The organism is Flavobacterium anhuiense (assembly GCF_001705175.1).
In the GTDB taxonomy this organism is placed as follows: domain Bacteria; phylum Bacteroidota; class Bacteroidia; order Flavobacteriales; family Flavobacteriaceae; genus Flavobacterium; species Flavobacterium anhuiense.
On record NZ_CP016907.1, the window covers coordinates 4,482,140 to 4,502,933 of the forward strand.

General features: G+C 33.8%; 18 protein-coding genes. 9 read left to right on the forward strand and 9 right to left on the reverse strand.

Annotated elements, in window-relative coordinates:
- Window positions 1-2 precede the first annotated feature (2 nt).
- Window positions 3-1,022, forward strand: coding sequence for a glycosyltransferase family 2 protein (locus tag BB050_RS18920; protein ID WP_066034680.1), 1,020 nt, complete (start codon window positions 3-5; stop codon window positions 1,020-1,022).
- A 33-nt stretch (window positions 1,023-1,055) separates the two neighbouring features.
- A complete protein-coding gene (locus BB050_RS18925) occupies window positions 1,056-1,889 on the forward strand; it encodes an OmpA/MotB family protein (RefSeq protein WP_008464017.1) in 834 nt (277 codons plus the stop codon).
- Window positions 1,890-2,081: 192 nt separating this feature from the next.
- On the opposite strand, the gene BB050_RS18930 is transcribed toward BB050_RS18925, so the two are convergent.
- The 3 genes from BB050_RS18930 to BB050_RS18940 form a co-directional block, all read right to left on the reverse strand.
- The gene (locus tag BB050_RS18930) at window positions 2,082-2,702 is read right to left on the reverse strand and encodes an L-threonylcarbamoyladenylate synthase (RefSeq protein ID WP_066035223.1); all 621 of its coding nucleotides are present in this window, start codon (window positions 2,700-2,702) and stop codon (window positions 2,082-2,084) included.
- Window positions 2,703-2,836: 134 nt separating this feature from the next.
- Window positions 2,837-5,173 carry an ATP-dependent helicase gene (locus BB050_RS18935; RefSeq protein ID WP_066034681.1) on the reverse strand — a complete coding sequence of 779 codons (2,337 nt, stop codon included), beginning with the start codon at window positions 5,171-5,173 and terminating at the stop codon, window positions 2,837-2,839.
- Window positions 5,174-5,472: 299 nt separating this feature from the next.
- A complete protein-coding gene (locus BB050_RS18940) occupies window positions 5,473-6,240 on the reverse strand; it encodes a sulfite exporter TauE/SafE family protein (protein ID WP_066034682.1) in 768 nt (255 codons plus the stop codon).
- A gap of 123 nt (window positions 6,241-6,363) precedes the next feature.
- On the opposite strand from BB050_RS18940, the gene BB050_RS18945 reads away from it, so the two are divergent.
- On the forward strand, window positions 6,364-6,888 hold the full coding sequence (locus tag BB050_RS18945) for a DUF7935 family protein (protein WP_008464010.1): 525 nt from the start codon (window positions 6,364-6,366) through the stop codon (window positions 6,886-6,888).
- Between the two features lie 79 nt (window positions 6,889-6,967).
- Here the strand turns inward: BB050_RS18945 and BB050_RS18950 are convergent, their stop codons facing one another.
- Window positions 6,968-7,876 (reverse strand): patatin-like phospholipase family protein, encoded by a 909-nt coding sequence (locus BB050_RS18950; RefSeq protein WP_066034683.1) that lies wholly within the window; start codon window positions 7,874-7,876, stop codon window positions 6,968-6,970.
- 136 nt (window positions 7,877-8,012) lie between these two features.
- Complete coding sequence (locus BB050_RS18955; protein ID WP_066034684.1) at window positions 8,013-10,073, reverse strand: M1 family metallopeptidase; 2,061 nt, start codon at window positions 10,071-10,073, stop codon at window positions 8,013-8,015.
- A gap of 67 nt (window positions 10,074-10,140) precedes the next feature.
- Here BB050_RS18955 and BB050_RS18960 point away from each other — a divergent pair, with 67 nt between their 5' ends.
- Genes BB050_RS18960 through BB050_RS18970 form a run of 3 tightly spaced genes read left to right on the forward strand, consistent with a single transcriptional unit; the run spans window position 10,141 to window position 11,798 of the window.
- Complete coding sequence (locus BB050_RS18960) at window positions 10,141-10,911, forward strand: Dph6-related ATP pyrophosphatase (RefSeq protein ID WP_066034685.1); 771 nt, start codon at window positions 10,141-10,143, stop codon at window positions 10,909-10,911.
- 1 nt (window position 10,912) lies between these two features.
- Window positions 10,913-11,293, forward strand: coding sequence for a peptidase associated/transthyretin-like domain-containing protein (locus BB050_RS18965; RefSeq protein ID WP_066034686.1), 381 nt, complete (start codon window positions 10,913-10,915; stop codon window positions 11,291-11,293).
- A gap of 1 nt (window position 11,294) precedes the next feature.
- Window positions 11,295-11,798 carry a hypothetical protein gene (locus BB050_RS18970; protein WP_066034687.1) on the forward strand — a complete coding sequence of 168 codons (504 nt, stop codon included), beginning with the start codon at window positions 11,295-11,297 and terminating at the stop codon, window positions 11,796-11,798.
- A 2-nt stretch (window positions 11,799-11,800) separates the two neighbouring features.
- On the opposite strand, the gene BB050_RS18975 is transcribed toward BB050_RS18970, so the two are convergent.
- From BB050_RS18975 to BB050_RS18990, 4 genes are all read right to left on the reverse strand, one after another.
- Window positions 11,801-12,196, reverse strand: a complete 396-nt coding sequence (locus BB050_RS18975; protein ID WP_066034688.1) for a DUF4348 domain-containing protein — start codon at window positions 12,194-12,196, stop codon at window positions 11,801-11,803.
- Window positions 12,196-12,735, reverse strand: a complete 540-nt coding sequence (locus BB050_RS18980; protein WP_066034689.1) for a DUF1697 domain-containing protein — start codon at window positions 12,733-12,735, stop codon at window positions 12,196-12,198. The genes BB050_RS18975 and BB050_RS18980 overlap by 1 nt, the downstream gene beginning before the upstream one ends.
- Before the next feature lie 31 nt (window positions 12,736-12,766).
- Window positions 12,767-14,536, reverse strand: coding sequence for a hypothetical protein (locus tag BB050_RS18985; protein WP_236940365.1), 1,770 nt, complete (start codon window positions 14,534-14,536; stop codon window positions 12,767-12,769).
- A 146-nt stretch (window positions 14,537-14,682) separates the two neighbouring features.
- Window positions 14,683-15,114 (reverse strand): hypothetical protein, encoded by a 432-nt coding sequence (locus BB050_RS18990; protein WP_066034690.1) that lies wholly within the window; start codon window positions 15,112-15,114, stop codon window positions 14,683-14,685.
- Between the two features lie 269 nt (window positions 15,115-15,383).
- On the opposite strand from BB050_RS18990, the gene recG reads away from it, so the two are divergent.
- From recG to BB050_RS19005, 3 genes are all read left to right on the forward strand, one after another.
- Window positions 15,384-17,492, forward strand: a complete 2,109-nt coding sequence (gene recG, locus BB050_RS18995) for an ATP-dependent DNA helicase RecG (RefSeq protein WP_066034691.1) — start codon at window positions 15,384-15,386, stop codon at window positions 17,490-17,492.
- A gap of 134 nt (window positions 17,493-17,626) precedes the next feature.
- Window positions 17,627-19,804, forward strand: coding sequence for a T9SS type B sorting domain-containing protein (locus BB050_RS19000; RefSeq protein ID WP_066034692.1), 2,178 nt, complete (start codon window positions 17,627-17,629; stop codon window positions 19,802-19,804).
- Window positions 19,797-20,723: a PorP/SprF family type IX secretion system membrane protein gene (locus BB050_RS19005; protein ID WP_066034693.1), complete on the forward strand. Its 927-nt coding sequence runs from the start codon at window positions 19,797-19,799 to the stop codon at window positions 20,721-20,723. Before BB050_RS19000 ends, BB050_RS19005 begins: the two co-directional genes overlap by 8 nt.
- Window positions 20,724-20,794 lie beyond the last annotated feature (71 nt).

Genomic DNA, 20,794 nt, shown 5'->3' on the forward strand with positions numbered 1-20,794 from the left:
TTTTGGATAAGATAGCAATTGTCATTTTAAATTGGAACGGAGTAAAATTGCTTGAGCAATTTTTACCTTCTGTTATTCAGTTTTCAGAAGGCTCAACAATTTATGTTGCCGACAATGATTCTACGGATAATTCTGTTGCATTTGTTACAGAGAATTTCCCTACCGTAAAAATTGTAAAAAACTCAGGCAATCATGGTTTTGCGAAAGGCTATAACGATGCCTTACAGCATATTGATGCAGAAATATACGCATTGGTAAATTCAGATATTGAAGTTACAGAAAACTGGCTGAAACCAATACTTGATACTTTCGAAAAAGAAAAACAAACTGCCATTATTCAGCCTAAAATTCTTGATTTTAAAAACAAGGAGTATTTTGAATATGCAGGAGCCGCTGGTGGTTTTATTGATAAATACGGCTTTCCTTTCTGCAGAGGGAGAATATTTGAAACAGTCGAAAAAGATAACGGACAATATAACGATAACATCGAACTATTTTGGGCTTCAGGCGCTTGTTTCTTTATCAGAAAAAATGTTTACCACGAGTTAGGTGGATTTGACGAAAGCTTCTTTGCGCATCAGGAAGAAATAGATTTATGCTGGAGAGCAGCAAATGAAGGACATATTATTAAATACAATTCGCAAACTGTTGTTTACCACGTTGGCGGCGCAACATTACAGCAAGGAAATCCGAAGAAAACCTATTTGAATTTTAGAAATTCATTGTTAATGATGGTCAAAAATCTGCCAAAAAGAGGATTATTCTGGGTGATTTTCTTCCGCATGATTTTGGATGGAGTTGCCGGTATACGTTTTCTTACACAAGGCAAGTTTGGGCATACTTTTGCCATTTTAAAGGCACATTTTTCATTTTATTGCTTATCTTTAAAATATCTGGGGAAAAGAAAAGATTTTCAAATACAGCAATACTATATGGTAAAAAGCATCGTTTTCCTTTACTATATAAGAAAATTGACCTTATTTAAAGAAATCTTTAACAGTATTCAAAATATTAAAAACTAAATTTGTAATTCAAGTCTAATTAAAATTAAATTTATGAGAAAAATAGTTATCGCACTATCAGTATTAATGGCCCTAACATCATGTGTTTCTAAAAAGAAATATGCTGAGTTGGAAGCTAAAAACAAAGAGACTCAAGATTTGTTAAACTCATGTACTGTAAAATTAAATACGTGCTTAGAAGAAAAAGCTGGATTAGCTGCTACAGCTGAAAGCTACAAACAACATAATCAAGATCTAATCAATAGTTCTAAAGATTTAACTATCTTAACTACTAAAGGTGCTGAAAACCTTGAAAAATCTCTTGAAAGTTTAAAAGAAAAAGATTTAAAAATCGCTAGACTTCAAGACGCCTTAACTAAAAAAGACAGCGTTACTTTAGCATTGGTTACAAGCTTAAAAGGAGCAGTTGGAATCAACGATCCAGACATCGAAATCAATGTTGAAAAAGGAGTTGTATTTATTTCTATCGCTGATAAATTATTATTCAAAAGCGGTAGCTATGAAGTAAGCGACAAAGCGAAAACAGTTTTAGGAAAAGTTGCTAAAGTGGTTAATGATAAACCTGATTTCGAATGTATGGTTGAAGGCCACACTGATAACGTACCATACAAAAGCAACGGTATTATCTTAGACAACTGGGATTTGAGCGTTAAACGTTCTACTTCTATCGTACGTGTATTAACAAACGATCTTGGTGTTAACCCAGCTAAATTAATTGCTGCTGGTAGAAGCTCTTACGTTCCATTAGTTTCTAATGATACCGCTGAAGATAGAGCTCGTAACAGAAGAACTCGTATCGTAGTTATGCCAAAAATCGATCAATTCTATGATATGATTGAAAAAGAAATGAAAAAACAAGCAAAATAATCCTTGGTTTTACATACTATAAAACAGAAAAAGCAGGTCAATTGACCTGCTTTTATGTATTCTTAATTCTTATTTTAATTAATCAATTAAACGCAAAATCAAGAATAACATTATCTTTAAGTAACTAACTAAATTTTAACATAATAAAGTTACTCATTATTTTTTGTACTTTTATACTTTTAGTGTATTTTTTTACAAAATATCAATATCACCCTTACCTTCTCTTACTATAACTGGTTCATGTTCAGAAAGATCAATAATTGTTGATCCCACATTATCTCCGTAACCACCATCTATTACCATATCTACAAGGTGTTGCCACTTTTCAAAAATTAACTCTGGATCTGTAGTATATTCTATTACATCATCTTCATCGCGAATAGAAGTGGAAACCACTGGATTCCCTAACTGGCGAACAATTTCTAATATGATATTGTTATCTGGAACACGAATACCAACTGTCGTTTTCTTTTTAAATTCTTTTGGTAGATTATTATTACCAGGCAGAATAAAAGTATATGGCCCCGGCAATGCTCTTTTCAAGATTTTAAAAGTTGATGTGTTAATCTGACGAACATAATCTGATAAATTGCTCAAATCATGGCAAATAAAAGAAAAATTGGCTTTCTCTAACTTTACTCCCTTTATTTTAGCAATTTTCTCCAATGCTCGCGAATTGGTAATATCACAACCTAAACCATAAACTGTATCTGTTGGATAAATTACCAAACCTCCATTCTGAAGCACTTTTACCACTTTGGCAATTGCAGCTTCACTAGGTTTGTCTGGGTATATTTTTATAAATTCTGCCATATCTTTTTGTTTCAAGTTTTTGTTTGTTTCATGTTTCAAGTTTGTCAGACTGAGCGGAGTCGAAGTCCTCTAGTTGAAAAGCTCTTTGACTCCGCTCAGAGTGACAAATGTTTTCGAAACTTGAAACAATAATTTTATCCTACGACATCTAATTTAGCAAATCTTAACAACAATTTCTTAATTCCGCCTACTTCAAATTTAATTTCTGCTTTTCGGTCTGCACCTGCTCCTTCAAGATTAATTACTTCACCTTTTCCAAAACGTTCGTGCATTACAATATTTCCAACGGTAAGCTTACTATCAAATAAATTCGAATTGCCATTACTTGGTGCATTTCCAGAAACAGGTTTTAATTTACGAATATTCAAATCTGGTTTAGGCTCATTTTTAGTAATATGAGCAGGAGGAGTTCCTCCAACCGGTTTGCTTAGTCTTAGTTTTGATTTATCGACGTCTCCAAAGATATCACCATCAATTGGCGATTTATAACGGTAACTTGTTTCGGCAGGTGTCAAATACTCTAAATATTGCCCATCAATTTCTTCAATAAAACGAGATGGTTCACTGTCTGTCAGTTTTCCCCAACGGTAACGAGATTGCGCATAGGTTAAATAAGCCTGATGTTCTGCACGAGTTAAGGCCACATAAAACAATCGACGCTCTTCTTCTAGTTCACTTCTAGTGCTCATACTCATAGCACTTGGAAACAAATCTTCTTCCATTCCCACCACAAAAACGTGAGGAAACTCTAATCCTTTTGCCAAGTGAATAGTCATAAGAGCCACACGATCTTCATCGTTAGTGTCTTTATCCAAATCTGTTGCCAGAGCCACATCTTCCATAAATTCAGAAAGTGCGCCTCTTGCCCCATCAATTTCTCTTTGTCCTTCAGTAAAATCTTTAATACCGTTTAATAGCTCTTCGATATTCTGAATTTTTGCCATTCCTTCAGGAGTAGCATCTTTCTTCAGTTCCTGAACTAATCCTGTCTTTTTAGCGACGTGATCTGTCAAATAAAAAGCATCCTGATTCTGATCGATAACCTGAAAACTCTGAATCATCGTTACAAAATCTTTCAGTTTATTCTTTGTACCAGCATTCAGTTTCAAATCGATTTTATCAATATTCACCATCACTTCCCAAATCGAACGTTTGTAATGATTGGCGGCAATAGTCAATTTTTCAATAGTGGTATCTCCAATTCCGCGAGCAGGATAATTGATAACACGAATCAAAGCCTCTTCATCTTTCGGATTCAAAACCAAACGTAAGTAGCATAAAACGTCTTTAATTTCCTTGCGCTGGTAGAATGATAATCCTCCATAAATTCTATACGGAATGTCGCGCTTTCTCAACGCATCCTCCATGGCACGCGATTGCGCATTGGTACGATACAAAATCGCGAATGAACCATTATGCAATTGATGCTGCATTTTCTGTTCAAAAATAGTGCTGGCTACAAAACGACCTTCTTCTGCGTCGGTCAAGCTCCTATGAACCTTAATTTTTGGTCCAAATTCGTTTGCTGTCCAAACCACTTTATCCAGTTTCGTTTTGTTGTGATCCATAACCGTATTGGCGGCTTCCACAATATTTCTTGTAGAACGGTAATTCTGTTCTAAACGGAACATCACAACACCTTCATAATCTTTTTGGAAGTTTAGAATGTTATTGATATTTGCACCACGGAAAGCATAAATACTCTGTGCGTCATCTCCAACCACACAAATATTCTGAAACTTATCAGACAAAGCTCTAACAATCAAATACTGAGAGTGATTTGTATCTTGGTACTCATCAACCAGAATATAACGGAAACGATTTTGATATTTTGCTAAAACCTCCGGGAAACGGGTCAATAATTCGTTGGTTTTCAATAACAAATCATCAAAATCCATTGCACCGGCTTTGAAACAGCGCTCCACATACTGCTGATAAATTTCTCCCAATCTAGGCTTTTTAGACATCGCATCTGCTTCCTGCAATTCAGGATTATTGAAATACGCTTTTACTGTAATCAGGCTGTTTTTGTAACTTGATATACGTCCTAAAACTTGTTTTGGTTTATAAATATCACGATCCAGCTGCATTTCTTTGATAATCGAAGAAATCAATCGCGCCGAATCCTGAGAATCGTAAATGGTAAAATTGGAAGGATATCCCAAAAGTTCTGATTCTGCACGAAGAATACGCGCAAATATAGAGTGAAACGTTCCCATCCAAAGATTTTTAGCCTCAGATGCTCCCACAATATCTGCAATTCTATGCTTCATTTCTCTTGCCGCTTTGTTGGTAAAAGTAAGCGACAAAATATTAAATGCATCAATTCCCTGATGCATCAAATAAGCAATTCTAATTGTTAAAACACGGGTTTTTCCCGAACCTGCACCAGCAATAATAATCATTGGCCCGTCTTTTTTTAGAACAGGCGCTCTCTGCGCTTCGTTGAGCTGGTCAATATATTTCTGCATGTAATTTTCTCCTTTTAGGCAAAAATAAGAATTAATACTTTAAATAGCTACTAAGATACTGAGGTTCTAAGATGCTAAGTTTTTTGTTTTTTTGAAGCCAAACAATAGGCATTTTATTAAACATAGGTTACCGCTTTCGGCTATATCTCTCCGCTCCGCTGCGAGGATACCGCCTCAATCGGGGCTAAGAAGCAAACATTTTTTTTGAGATGCTATGATACTAAGTTTCTGATATTCTAAGTTTTTTTTAGACAAAATAGAGAAAACTCAGCAACTGAGCGTCTTAGAACCTTTGTAACTTACTTAAAAAACACATCGTAAGCAAATCGAATCAATGTTCCGACAACCACAATCAAAAAGAAAATTCTAATAAATCCGTTGCCTTTATTTATCGCTAATTTTGCTCCGAGCCAACCGCCAAGTCCGTTGCTAATTGCCATTGGAATAGCGATCGCCCAAATGATTTTTCCTTTTATCATAAACAAACAAATCGAACCGAAATTGGTTGCCAGATTTACCATTTTAGCATTCGCGGAAGCATGAAGAAAATCGAAACCTAGAAGTGCAATGAAAGCCACAACAAAAAAGCTTCCTGTTCCTGGTCCGATAAATCCATCATAAAATCCGACAATCATACTGATTACGACTGCATAAAATATTTGAGTTGTTTCAGAATGATCTTTTGCTTCATGTTGTCCGAAATTTTTCTTGGCATAAGTATATACGAATAGTAAAGACAAAACCACCAATAAAAGTGGCTTCATAAAATCATTGCTTACCAAGGTCAAAATCGTAGAACCTAAAAACGCAGAAGGAACCGCTAGACACATCATAATAATAAGGAGTTTCCACTTAATAACAACTTTCTTCAAATATTGAAAAGCAGCAAAAGCAGTTCCGCTAAAAGCTGGAATTTTTAAAGTCCCGATTACAGTCGAAACTGGAAGACTGGGCAATAAAATTAGTCCCATTGGCGTCTGGATTAATCCGCCGCCGCCAACAATTGCATCAATAAAACCAGCCGCAAAAGCTGCCAGACAAAGAAAAAGTATTATGTATGAATCCATTAAAAAGATATTTCGGTCTCAGTAAAAACAAGTTGCAAAAATACAGCTTCCTTTTTGTTTATTGCCATAAATTTAAAGTTGATTTTTGATCAAAAAGTATATTTTTGCTTAAAAATTATTCCAATGGATTTCAACAAAATAATAGAACTTGCGAGTTATACTTTACCAGCCTTAGTTACAGGAGTTGTAGCGTATCGTTTCTTTGAATTACACATTAAAAACAATGACAGAAAGCGTGCTTTTTTATTAAACAAACAAGCACATAAAGAATCTCTTCCTGTGCGTTTACAGGCATACGAGCGTATGACTTTGTTTTTAGAACGTATTAACTTGACAAAATTGTTAATTAGACTTTCTCCTATTTCTCAGAATAAACACGATTACGAAAATTACGTAATTGACCAAATCGAACAGGAATTTGAGCACAATCTAACACAGCAGATTTATATGTCTGAAGAATGCTGGACTATCATTACAACTGCAAAAAATGCAACAATCCAAATGATTCGTAAAGCGGCCATGAGCGATAAAGTAGAAAATGCTGATAAACTTCGCGAAGTAATCTTAAATGATTTACTAGAAAAACAATCACCAAGCAATGCAGCTTTGAGTTTTATTAAATCTGAGGTTGCTGAACTTTGGTATTAAATAAATATTGCAGATTTTAGATTTTAGAGTTCAGATTTAAAACATTCAATCTAAAATCTAAAATCTGCATTCTAAAATATCAAATCAAAATCTTATTATCACTCATAACTTCCGATTTATTCTGAGCATATTCATAACCTTGCTCCCACCAATCTTTCATTACCTCTTTATTAAAAATCAGAGCATTATCGGTTAGTTTTATTGGCGTGTAATATAAGTTTAGTTTTACATTCTTATTATTTGCCATAAGTTTTCCTATAGCAATATCATGTTTTTCTACTTGATCTAAAGCAATTCGGAACAAATCTATCATTAATGAAAATGGATTCTTTCCAATTACTGTTTTCGTCGTATTTACCTCCGTTTCAAGTATAATTACATCTATTTCTGTTGCCCCTCTATTGATTGCTTCGCGAATTGGCACTAAACTCGAAAATCCTCCATCGCCATATTCACAGTTATTTTTTTCAACCAAACTCATAAAAGGAACATAATTGCTGGATATCCAAGACCATTCGCAAAATTCCTCGTAAGTACAATCTTTTACCGATTTATATTCTGATTCGTTTTTAGTGAAATTGGTAACCGTAACAATAACGTCGGTTTTTAGCTTTTTTAGTTTATTAAAATCAGAAAGAGAAAAATTATTCTGAATGTACTTTTTCAATCCTTTACTTTCTCCAAAAGTGCGTTTCCCTTTAAAGAACTGACGTAATACATTAAAGTGATTAATAGTCACAATATCAACGCCATCTTTCGTTTTTACCACAAATGGACAAATATTAAAAATACTCGACATGGTAACATTGGTATAAACAGAATGGATTTTTTTAATATGACCGAGAGCCAAATGCGGAATCAGCAAACTTCCTGTTGAAGTCCCTATAAACAAATCGTATTCGTGTTTTTTTTCTTCTATTAAATATTGGGCAACACCGCCAGCAAATGCGCCTTTACTGCCACCACCTGAAATAACCAATGCTCTCATAAATTGTAATGTAGGTTTTGTTTTTTTGGGATATTTTTTTTTGACTTAAATAAGAGGAAAGAAGCAAGAAGAAAGACCTTTTATATTCTTTGCTATGAATTCTTGACTCTTGCTTCTTGCCTCTTTCTACTCTAATTTACTCCTTCAACAAACGATTCAATTGGAACTGTTCATCGGGTGTCAAATTAGGCAAAATTCTATTAAAAGAAGCACGCATTTCAGGATTTTTTAACAGAAGTTTTATAGTATCTCTACCAAATTTCGAAAACTGCCACATATGATGCGTTGTAGCGCCAACTAAATTACTCAAAACCTGATCATTAATAATTTTAAAAGCTATTAATTTTTCTAACGCGTTTTGACGTGTTGTAGCTTCGTATTTTGAAGATGAAAATGCGATTAGTTCATTTATCAAATCATCTTTTTTATTGGTATAGTTTGGCGTCGACAAAGCAAGAGAAAGCCATAAAGTCCTCAAATTATAATCGTTGAAGCCAATCCAACTTTTAGATTTATCCAAGTATTCTGTTCTATGATCTGGAAAATTTCTCCATAGCCAATAAAGCGCTATTTCTTGTGTTTGATATGATTTATCATCCAAAAGCGTTTCATAATTTGCTCTAAAATCTTCAGGAATTTTAGTTAGAGATCCAGCCAGATTTTGACGTACTCTGATGTTATTAGTCTGCAATGCCAAAAGCAGAAGAGCTTTTTTGTCTTCGTATTTTTCATTTTCCAATTGATCGACAACAGCTTCTTTTACCGATTGATAAACATCCGATTCTAAAGTAGATTTCAAACTATCTTTTTTTTCTGCAAAAGGTGTTTTTTTCAGCTTATCGATTTCTAGTCGCTTTTGAATTGCTTTGTTTTTGCTCAATAATGCATTTGCTGTCGGCGTATCAAAAACGGTCGATTCCAGCCATGTTTTCTGAAATTTCTCCAAATCAAAATCGGAAACTTTTTTAATTTCATCAAAGAAATTCTGTGTGTTTACAGTTTGATAAGCATATTTATTCAGATAGCTTTTAATCGCTTTTTTAAACGCTTTATCGCCAATTGATTCATGCAAAACAAACAATGCCCAAGCGCCTTTTTCGTAAAACGTAAGCGAACTTGCTTTTGCATTTAAAACAGGAATGGTGTCCGTTCGAGACGCAAACTTTATTTGTTGCGCTGTGTCGTATAATTTAGAGTAAAAATAATGTTCTCCATAAATGTCTTTTTCAGCAAGCAACGCAAAATAAGTGGCAAAACCTTCTTGAAGCCAATGATGCGTGCTGCTTTCGGCGGTAATAAGATCTCCAAACCAATGATGCGCCAATTCATGAGCGTCTACATTTGTATAATTTCGATCACAAAAGCCAGTTGAATCTACCACATAACGTGTTGCAAAAAGAGTCGAAGTTGTATTTTCCATTCCAGCATACAAAAAGTCTCTTACTGGGATCTGTCTATTGATTTTCCAAGGATATTTTACACCTATTTCTTTTTCAAGGAAATCAAAAATGCGTTTCGAGTAACGATACGTTGGCTCAAAACGATCTGCATCTTTGGGTTCGTAATAATATTCTAAAGGAATTCTACTCTTAGATTTAAATTCTTTTTTATCAAATTTCCCAATAGCCAGCATCAATAAATACGAACTCATTGGTCTTTCCATTTCAAATTGCCAATGATCCAGATTTCCGTTTGCAGTTTTTGCTTTTAAAACTCCGTTAGCGACCACCTGATAATCTTTATCATAAGAAATCCCTAAATTGAAAATCAATTTTTCATTTACATCGTCAAAACTCGGAAACCAATTGCTTGTATATCTGCCCTGCCCTTGTGTCCAGATTTGCACTTCATCATTTCCCATGTCAACAAAATAAAGCGCTTGTTTTGGTTTTGCTGTATAATCGAATGTCAAATGATTTTGTCCTTTTTTAAACGGAAAAACTAATTTTAATTCTTTATTGGTATTGATAAACATGATTTCATTTTCATTGATTTTTACATTCGAAAATGACATGTTTTTAGCGTCAAGCGAAATCGTATCAGCATCTTGCAATACCTCAAATTGAAAATCGACAGTTCCCGAAATCATTTTATCTTTTGAATTTATAGACAATTGCCCTGAAACCGATTTAAAATCAACGTATTGAGTTTGCTGAGCAAATAGAAAACTGGTGAATAATAAAAAAATGTATTTCATTGAAACAATTTTGAAGCCGAAATCCCAAAGTTACAAAGGTTTCCTTTATAAATAGAATGAAATTTGTATGTTTACAGTATTAAAATGCCAAATCGTGTCTGAACCTCAAAAAGCCTTATTTAACTGGAGCAGCGGAAAAGATTCTGCTCTGGCTTTATACAAAACACTCCAAAATACTGATTTTAAAATCGAATGTTTATTGACAAGCGTAAACCAGCAATATCAAAGAATTTCGATGCACGGAATTCGTGTTGAATTGCTGCACGAACAAGCGCAGAGCATCGAAATTCCGTTAAAAATTCTAGAAGTGCCCGAAATGCCGACAATGGAAGTTTACGAAAAAGTGATGACTGAAACGTTAACCAAAATAAAGCAAAATGGCATAACGCATTCTATTTTTGGAGATATTTTTCTGGAAGACTTACGTCAATACCGAGAAAATCAATTGGCAAAAATCGGATTAACAGGTGTTTTTCCGATTTGGAAAATCCCAACTCAAGATCTAATTCAAGAATTTATTTCATTGGAATTCAAAACCATTGTGGTTTGTGTAAACGAAAAATATTTGGATAAAAGTTTTGTCGGCAGAATAATCGATCAAGATTTCATAAATGATTTGCCTGAAAATGTTGACGTCTGCGGTGAAAACGGTGAATTTCATACTTTTACTTTTGATGGTCCGATCTTCTCAAAACCAATAGATTTTGAAATTGGCGAGATTGTTTATAGAAAATATGAAAAGCCAGAAAAGAAAGATTCATCAAATACAGCCTGTGATACTAATGATGAAACTGCTTTCGATTTTGGATTTTGGTATTGTGATTTAATTAAAAAGTAAAATGAAATTATTGTTTAGGCTCTTATTTGTCATTTTTATCTCTTTGTCTCTCCAAAGCTGTTTGGTCAACAGATGCAAGAGACCTCAAATAACGGGATACATTTATGATGCAGAAACAAAACAGCCTATTGAAAACTGTAAAGTTGGCGAGACTTTAACTCAATCAAACGGTTCTTTTTCATTAAAAGAAAAACGGTATCGCCAATTTACTTTTTTTGGTTTTGAAGCGCCTACTTTGTCTGTAAATGAACCTATACAAAAAGAAGGTTACGAGCCTCAAAACATTCAATTTATGCAGCCTTTTGGAGGCGGAATGAAAAAAGGAGCGTTACATCATGCAGATACTATTTACATCAAGAAAAATATTTTAAAAACAAACTAACATGGATTTAAAAGAAAATGATGAAGTAAAAAAAGTAATATTCTTTCTGAAAGAAATTGGAATTGATATTATTGAAAAAGAGCTTGGAGAAACTTTTTTGCCAGGATTAGAATTAGGTCCTAACTGCATCTATATCGATTACAGTAAATTATTATATCCTGGCGATATTTTACATGAAGCTGGACATCTAGCTGTAACGCTTCCGGCTGAAAGAAAACTAGTTGGAACCGTAGAAATCTCTAAAGATTGGCCAACACAAGGCGACGAAATTGCTGCGCTTTTATGGTCTTATGCAGCACTGCATCATTTACAGCTTCCTGCCGAATTTGTATTCCATCCAAATGGGTATAAAGGTAGTTCTGAATGGTTTATTTCAAATTTTACTTCAGGAAATTATATGGGATTGCCTCTTCTGGAATGGATGGGACTATGTTTGGGGAAAGAAAAAGCTGAAAAAGAACAAAAAAAGCCTTTTCCAGCTATGCAAAAATGGATTCGAGAATGACATTAAGTTGATTGATCGTCAAAAGTTTTCAAAAACCATTTGTTATCTTTTAATTCGAAAATATAATCAATATAAATCCCATTATCTAGCCCGCGCTCTTCAAGAGTGGCTTTGTTTTTCTTTACTAACAATGTACGCTTTAAATATCTTTCATCAGCCTTATTGTTGAGATGAAGCACTTTATATTTTTCCTTTGTCATTGTATAATCTGACAATTCAAAATCTTCATTGTTCGCTTTGTATTTTAAAGGAAAAATAACTCTAGTTATTTGAAATTTAGGATCTGAATTGAATTTCTTAAAAAACTCATTAAAATCTTCTGAAGTTGCTTTTGAGGTTTGCGCCAGAGTCACTGAGCTTAGTCCTAAAAGGAACATCATAAAAAAAAACTTTTTCATTACTCATTATACATTTTAAGCAAGTTCGTAACCGTGTTCCAGTTTCGAATTGTTGCTGTTACGTTTAGTTTTTTCTCGATATATTTTTGATCGAAACGGGTTTTTCCGGCACCAATGTCATATTTAATAAAAATTCTATTTTCATCAATGCTGGCTTCGTCTGGCTTAAATTGGCTTATTTTCAAATCGTTTATACTTTCCTTTTTCAAATTCATTGAAACAAAAGCAACATATAGTTTTTTCATATCGATATCCTTCTCTTTCAAGAACGGATTATTGGCAAAACACGATTCCAAATTTTCTTTGGTAATCATTACTACAGGAACTTCGTGACCAAAAACTTTAAAAATTTCCTGTTTAATCATGAAACCAACTTTTGAAGCTTCTTCTTCGCTATCCACAAAAACATTTCCAGATTGCAAATACGTTCGTACATTTTGAAAGCCAAGATTCTCCAGCATTGCTTTCAAAGCTTCCATTTTCATCATATTATGCCCAGAAACGTTGATTCCGCGTAAAAGCGCTAAATGTGTTTTCATTTTTTTATTTTTTTTTCAAAGATAAAAAACACTATTCATCTTCCTCACTGATTTCAATGCCAAACTTTACTAAAAAGTCGTTAAACTTTTGTTTATATTTTGTCTGTGCTTCTTCTACAATTTCATCTGCTTCTTCGTTAGAATCTATTGCATCCAAATTAAACTTTTCTTTCACCCATTCGCGAAACTCTTCCTTATTTTCACTTTCTTCGTAATATTCTTCGTCTTGATAAAAATAAGCTTTATCAAAATCAACAGAAATTTCAGTATCGAATGTTAGAAGCTGAATCAGTTTTTGAGTGTTTTCTGCTACAACATGAACTCCGCCTTCGTCTCCAAAAACAACAATTGGGCAATTATTCAAATCTTTATCAATAATCCAGTATGCATAAGAGCTCCCTGAACCGTTTGCACCTGCAAATTCGATAAAACTATTATAGAATTCTTCTTCTTCAGACCAAGTTTTTATACCCGTTTTATCATCAGTTATGGTAAGCCCAAAACATTCTGAATACGTTTCTACACCATATTCCTGCTCAAATTCAAATAGCTTCACTAAATCTTCAGGCAGTTTATAATTGCCAAATTGAGAAGCATATTCTTCCAATGAAAATCTATTACTGTAATCTGAATACTCTGTTTCATCATCAGCTTCGCCGCCTTCCTCAACAACTTCAGCGGTCAATATTTCAAAAGTTTTCATGACCGCATTTTTCACGCAGAAAAGTTCAATTCCTGGAGCATTTTCATCATTCATCCATTGGTATTTCGGATCTCCGTTTCCATCTAGATATTCCAAAATAAGCATAATTTCTTGGTCTTCATGACACCATAAAGCGCGCATTCTTATGCCAAAACCATTCGCGATTTCTTCAGAAATCTGGCTGTATTTTTTTCCTTCATAATCAAAAGGAATAAACAAATAAGTTGTTCCCGAAATATGTCTAACGATTTTTCCGTTTTCTTTCTGTTCTTCAGTTTCAGACAGAACTTCAACCATATTAATAAACTGACTTCGGAAATCAGCATACATATATTTGTCCTTTTTGTCGTAATCTAAAATTGAAAGACCTTCTTTAAAAACATCTAAATAATTATTGCCTAATATTTCTTCGTTATAATCTGAATTTTCGACAAAAGAATCTTCTACAATATCAGATAATTTATGCGTTGAAGGCAGATAATTCTCAACAGTTATAATAGATCCGTCGGTATCCTGAACATTGCTGCAAATTAGAATATCGGGTCTATTGGCACTGATAATTGCCTGAACGTCTGTAAAACGTTCAAAATGAAATAACATATCATCGCTATAAATTAGCCATGCTGTAAGATCTCCTTTTACAAAAAGTTCTCCGTGATTGTATTCTCCTGCAAGTGTGTCGCATTGCAGACCTCCGCCCAAATAATGCACACTTCCAAACAAGTTAATATTTACTGTTGTAGTTTTTCCTAAAACGATTAAAGCCGGAGAATTATCCGTATCATAAGAACTGATCAGTTTTGTAACGGTTAGATTTCCTTTAAAAATAAAACCTAAAATGAAAATATCGAGATGTTCTTCGGTACTGAAGTCCATCTCAAACAAATCCATTTCCACATCATTTTCTGCTAACAGAAATATCGGATTTTCTTCGTAATCGGGAAAACGCCAAGTATCTTCAAAAACATTGTAGATTTTCTGATTCTTGAAATCGGTTAGATCTCCAATTATATTGTGTGCTTCGTGTCTGTTAATTACTTTGAATGTAACCCCAGAAAAGACAAGGGTTTCAAATGGAACTTTTTCTTCTTTAATCATAATTTGAGGCTTATAATTTAAATGTTTTAACAAATCTAGTAATTATCTTTTTTTATTAAAACAATACTGATTTTTAATTCTAAAAAAAAACTCCGCTGGGAAACCAACAGAGTTTTACACTTGAGATATTAAAATAAATATCCCGTTTACCTAACTTTTTTATATTCAAATCCGGGACCGTCACAATTCCTCCATGTACTGAATAATACTCCTTTATTGTCAAGAATCAGTTCCTCAGTTAAATTTCCTAAACAACTGCCGATAATATCGCTAGTTTCAGAATAAGTTAATTTAAGATTAGTCTGATCGCTGTTTTTTGTTGCTAAAAAGGTACCTGATGCCGTTGTGGTTGTTCCGTTTATTATTCTCGTTTTCAAAAATGTATTATCGGTTTTAAAATCATAATACTCTTGCCATTGCGGCTCGCCAGGAATATAAATTGCTAAAACAAAACTAGTTGTATAGGTCGTTAATTTCCATTTTCCGTAATAACCTAGTGCATTTTTTGAAGTCGCATCATCGCTTGAACAAGATACAATGCTTAACATGATGATAAAAACAGTAGCAAACTTTTTCATTTTGATTTTGGTTTTAAGGTTAATCTTTACCTAATTAGACGATTAAATTCTCAAAAGGTTGCGTAAATCAATATTTTATGGGTCTCAAACCAACAAAATATTCCCTAACCATTGATCAATTGAAAACTATAATTCATTTTTAAAATTCCCAATTAAAATTTATCTTCGCTTTCTAAAAAGAATATAGAAGAAAGAAACAAGATAATGCTTGTCTTTTTTCTTTCTTCTTGCCTATTTTAATCTTGCTTCTATAAAATCTAAATCTTCGAATGTCTAATAATCTTCTCGAAACTCCAATTGAATACTTAAAAGGCGTTGGTCCAAGCCGTGGCCAGCTGCTTCGTAAGGAATTGGGCATTCATAAATATGGAGATTTAGTCAATCTTTTTCCGAATCGATACATTGACAGAACACGTTATTATAAGATTAATGAATTGCAGAATACAGGCTCTGAGGTTCAAATTATTGGAAAAATAATTCACATCAAAACAGTTGAATTTGCTAAAAACAAAAAACGTCTCGTGGCTAGTTTTGTTGATGATACGGGGCAAATTGACTTAAACTGGTTCCAAGGGCATAAATGGATTCGTGAAAGTTTAAAACTTAATGAGCCTTTGGTTATTTTTGGAAAATGTTCTCTTTACGGAAGCCAATTCAGTATGGCACATCCAGAAATTGAACTATTAAGCGAACACGAAAGAAGTTTGCGTTCGGCTATGCAACCTGTTTATCCTTCGACAGAAGCTTTAGCTAATAAAGGCATTTCGAACCGTACGATAAACAAATTGATGGAACAGCTTTTTTTGGAAACACAAGCGTTGTTTACAGAAACTTTTCCGCCATTTTTAATAGAAGAATTAAAGCTGATTCCGAAACGTGCTGCTTTATTCAATATTCATTTTCCTAAAAGCGCTGAAATTTTAGCGAAAGCACAATTTAGACTGAAATTTGAAGAATTATTCTTTATTCAGCTACAGTTAATTACAAAAAATCTCATTAGAAAACATAAAATAAAAGGGCATCCATTTGATAAAGTGGGCGAACTTTTTAATGAATTTTATAAAAATCATCTTCCTTTTGATTTAACGAATGCTCAAAAAAGAGTAGTCAAAGAAATCAGGACTGATATGGGAAGTAACGCCCAAATGAATCGTTTACTTCAAGGTGACGTAGGTTCTGGAAAAACGATTGTGGCTTTTATGAGCATGCTTTTGGCTATCGACAATGGTTTTCAGGCTTGTTTGATGGCGCCGACAGAAATCTTGGCCAATCAGCATTTTTTGGGTTTGTCGGAATTTGCTAAAACATTAAATATCAATATTCGAATATTAACGGGTTCTACAAAAAACTCTGAAAGAAAAATTATTCATGACGAACTGGAAAGCGGAGAACTTAAAATTCTGATTGGAACACATGCTCTGTTAGAAGATAAAGTACAGTTTCAGAATTTAGGTTTGGCCGTGATTGATGAACAGCATCGTTTTGGTGTGGAGCAAAGATCGAAGTTGTGGAAGAAAAATGATATTCCTCCACATGTTTTGGTTATGACCGCCACTCCTATTCCGAGAACATTGGCAATGAGCTTATATGGTGATTTGGATATTTCGGTTATTGACGAATTACCGCCAGGAAGGAAACCAATTAAAACTGTACATCGATACGATACGAATCGCTTGAAAGTTTGGAAATTTCTTCGAGACGAAATTGCAAAAGGAAGACAGATTTATATCGTGTATCCGCTGATTCAGGAATCTGAAAAAATGGATTATAAAGATTTGATGGATGGTTACGAAAGCATTTCTCGTGATTTTCCATTGCCTCAATACTCTATTTCGATACTTCACGGAAAAATGAAGCCTGCAGATAAAGATGCAGAAATGAAGCGTTTCTCTGAAGGAAAAACCAATATTATGGTTGCTACAACCGTAATTGAAGTTGGTGTAAACGTGCCAAACGCCAGTGTAATGATTATAGAAAGTGCCGAAAGGTTTGGACTTTCGCAATTGCACCAGCTGCGCGGACGTGTCGGTCGTGGTGCGGAGCAAAGTTATTGCATCTTAATGACTGGCCATAAATTAAGTTCTGACAGTAAAACCAGAATGGAAACTATGGTGCAGACCAATGACGGCTTTGAAATTGCAGAAGTGGACTTAAAACTTCGTGGTCCAGGCGACATGATGGGAACACAGCAAAGCGGTGTATTAAATCTACAGATCGCGGATATTGTCAAGGATAGAGAAATTCTTTCTTTAGCTCGAAATTATGCCATGAAAATCCTAAAAGAAGATTCCGCTCTTCAAAAACCTGAGCATGCTGTTTTAAGAAACATCTTCATTGAGTTAACTAAGAAAAAGAATATTTGGAATTATATTAGTTAATCTTCCTTTTTATAAAAGATTTTTTTTTGTTTTTCATATTTTTTAACTTTTTGCTTAAAAAGATCATTTTTTTATTCCAAAATCTTACATTTGCTAAATTCCAAAAAGCAATTTTTTAATCAATACTACAATGAATGGTAAAAAATTACTATTTTTTATTTCTATTTTTCATCGCAAACCTTATAAATGCACAATCAGGTTGCTTTAATTCTGATTTTTCAAATGCAGACTTTGAAGGTTGGAGAGCTTCGTATGGTCCAAGAAGTAATCCAAATTTAAATAAGGGAGCTAATTTTAGCCATCATTTTATAACTAACACCGAGGTAGTAGATAGTGTTGCAACTTCGTGTGGCGGAGAATTGTTTATGGTTCCCCCTGGAGAAACACATGCTGCAAGGCTCGGTAATAATAGAGGCGGTACTGAAGCTGACAGATTAATTTACGATGTAGATGTTGTAACACCAGATAATAACTTGTTTATTTACAAATATGCAGTGGTGCTTCAGGATGGTGGACATGATAAAGAATCTCAACCTAATTTTAGCGTAAGGATTCTAAATGCACAAGGAAATGAAATTGATCCTTATTGCGGAGTATATAATGTAAGTTCAGGCGAACCTAACCAAAATGCAAATGTATGCGGTGATATTTACTGGACCCAATGGAATACTGTAGGTATTAATCTATCTAATTATCTTGGTCAAAAAATAGCGATCGAATTTACTACTAGAGATTGTAGTTTTGTACAGCATTTTGGATATGCGTACATTTCTGCAAAATGTAGCAAACTTAAAATTAATGTTGCTGTTTGTGATGGCGGAAATAACTTCACTTTGACCGCTCCTTCTGGTTTTATTGGATATTCATGGACTTACAATGGGCAAGTGGTCGGAACTCCTACTCAAAGTATAACACTACCATTAGCAGATTATCCTCCTGGTGCGACTTTCGAGTGTTTATTGACTTCATATAATAATGGCAACAAATGCGAATCTATAATTCAAGCAACATTAGCAAATCCGACTGTAATAACTCCTAGATTTTCTGCTTCCATTCCGTGTAAAACTGATCACACTACTTATAGCCCTATTACTTTCCAAAACAACACTTCTATTGTCAATGGAACAATTAACAAATGGGAATGGAACTTTGGCGACGGAACAACTTCTAATCTAAAAAATCCAAGTCATATTTTTGAAAATTCAGGTGATTACACTGTTTCTTTAACAGCCTATTCAGATGGAGGTTGTTCATCATCAATTTCAAAACCAATACACATCGAAACAAATCCTATTGCTAAACCTGCGATTCCAGAAATACAAACTTTCTGCCATTATCCAACCCCAACTTTAGCGAGCCTTGAGACAAATGGATTAACAGTGAAATGGTTTGATTCTCTTTTATCAACTGATGAAGTTAGTGAAATTACGAAAGTAATTTCCAACAGAGAAATTTATGCAGCTACCTATAAAGATGGTTGTTTAGGCCCTAGAACTAAAGTTTCAATAATACTAAATGCTTTAGGACCTCCAATTGGGAATTCAATACAAGAGTTTTGCTTAAGTTCTGCTCCTACTATTGCTAATTTTCAAATTAAAGGGCTTTCTGTAAGTTGGTACGATGCTCAAGATGGAGGGAATATTCTTAGTCCGGATACACCATTGCAAAACAACGTCATCTATTACTCTTCTGACTATGACAAAGCAACGGGTTGCTCAAGTTCACGATGGGGAGTCACTGCAATTTTAAAAGAAGGCACTGCTGTAATTTCTCCGGATTTTACTCAAGAATTTTGTTTAAAACAAGAATCAACATGGAGAATTAAAGATTTAAATCATTATAGCTCCTCAGTAAGATACTATAGCAGTATAAATAGTACCAATCAACTTTCTCACAATACCGAACTTGAAGATGGAACAACATATTTTGCCGCAATTATTGATTCCGAAACTAAATGTGAAAGCAACGTACGTACCGCAATTACTGTTAATATTGAACCTTGCGATGTCAACATTTATAATCTGATTACTCTTAATGATAATACATCAAATGATTATTTAAAAATTGAGTTTATTGAACTGTTTCCAAATAATTCAATTCAGATTTATAATAGATTTGGACAGCTAGTATATAAAATGTCAGGATATGGAATCGATCAAAATTATTTCTATGGCCGTGCAAATGCAGGAGAAATTTTCATGAGGGATGAAAAACTACCTACGGGAAATTATTTTTACATTTTAAATTACAAACGAAAAGACCAAACTGAGGCTACAAAAAAAGGTTTTTTATATATACACAATAATGGATAGAACTTTTACTAAGACTTTATTTTTTTTTATAATCGTTATATTTTCAATTCATAATATTCGCGCGCAGAATGATGCAAAATTATCTATCTTTAATTATAATCCATTATTTTACAATCCTGCCTTTGCAGGTTCTGCCGATGGTCTAAATATTGTTGGAATGTATTCCAGTCAGTGGGTTGGCTTCGATGGCGCACCAAAAACACAATATTTATCTGCGGACACAAAATCTTTGCAAAAAATTGGATATGGCTTGAGTCTGTATCATGATGTAATTGGAGCAAAACGTGAATATAATCTTGAAGGCAACTTTGCATATTACATTAAACTCAATAGAAAATACAAACTGGTTTTGGGTGTCAAATCTGGAATAAACTCTTACAACGTCAACAGAAACAATCTAGACATTTATGAACCAGGAGAAGAAATAAGTAATTTTAATCAAGAAAACAAAACCTCCCCTATTTTTGGTGCAGGTGCAAATTTCTATTCTGATAAATTTTTTATCGGGATTTCGAGCCCAAACTTATTGCAATCTACTTATAGCAACTCTTCAGGAACAACACTTTCCAATAGAAAAAATTACTATTATACAAATTTTGGATATCAATTCGAACTAAGACGTGATATCACATTAACTCCAGCTCTTTTAGCCCGCGTAACTCCTGGAGCACCAATTAGCATCTTAACTTCATTAAATTACAGTTATTTAAACAAATATTTGGCTTCTGTGAATTTTGATTACAATGCTAGTGCAGGAATCTTTTTAGGGATTCAGCTTATTGATGATCTAAAAGTTGGATATGCTTATGACATTTCTACAACAAAATTTAGCAATTACAACAACGGCTCACACACCTTTTTTCTAAGCTATACGCTTCTTAATGAAAATGCCGAAAAATGTACTTGTCATCTGTACTAATAATGATAAAAATAAAGAACTTCATTGCATCAGATTTGAACATTTTAATTTTTATTGAGGGGTTCATATTT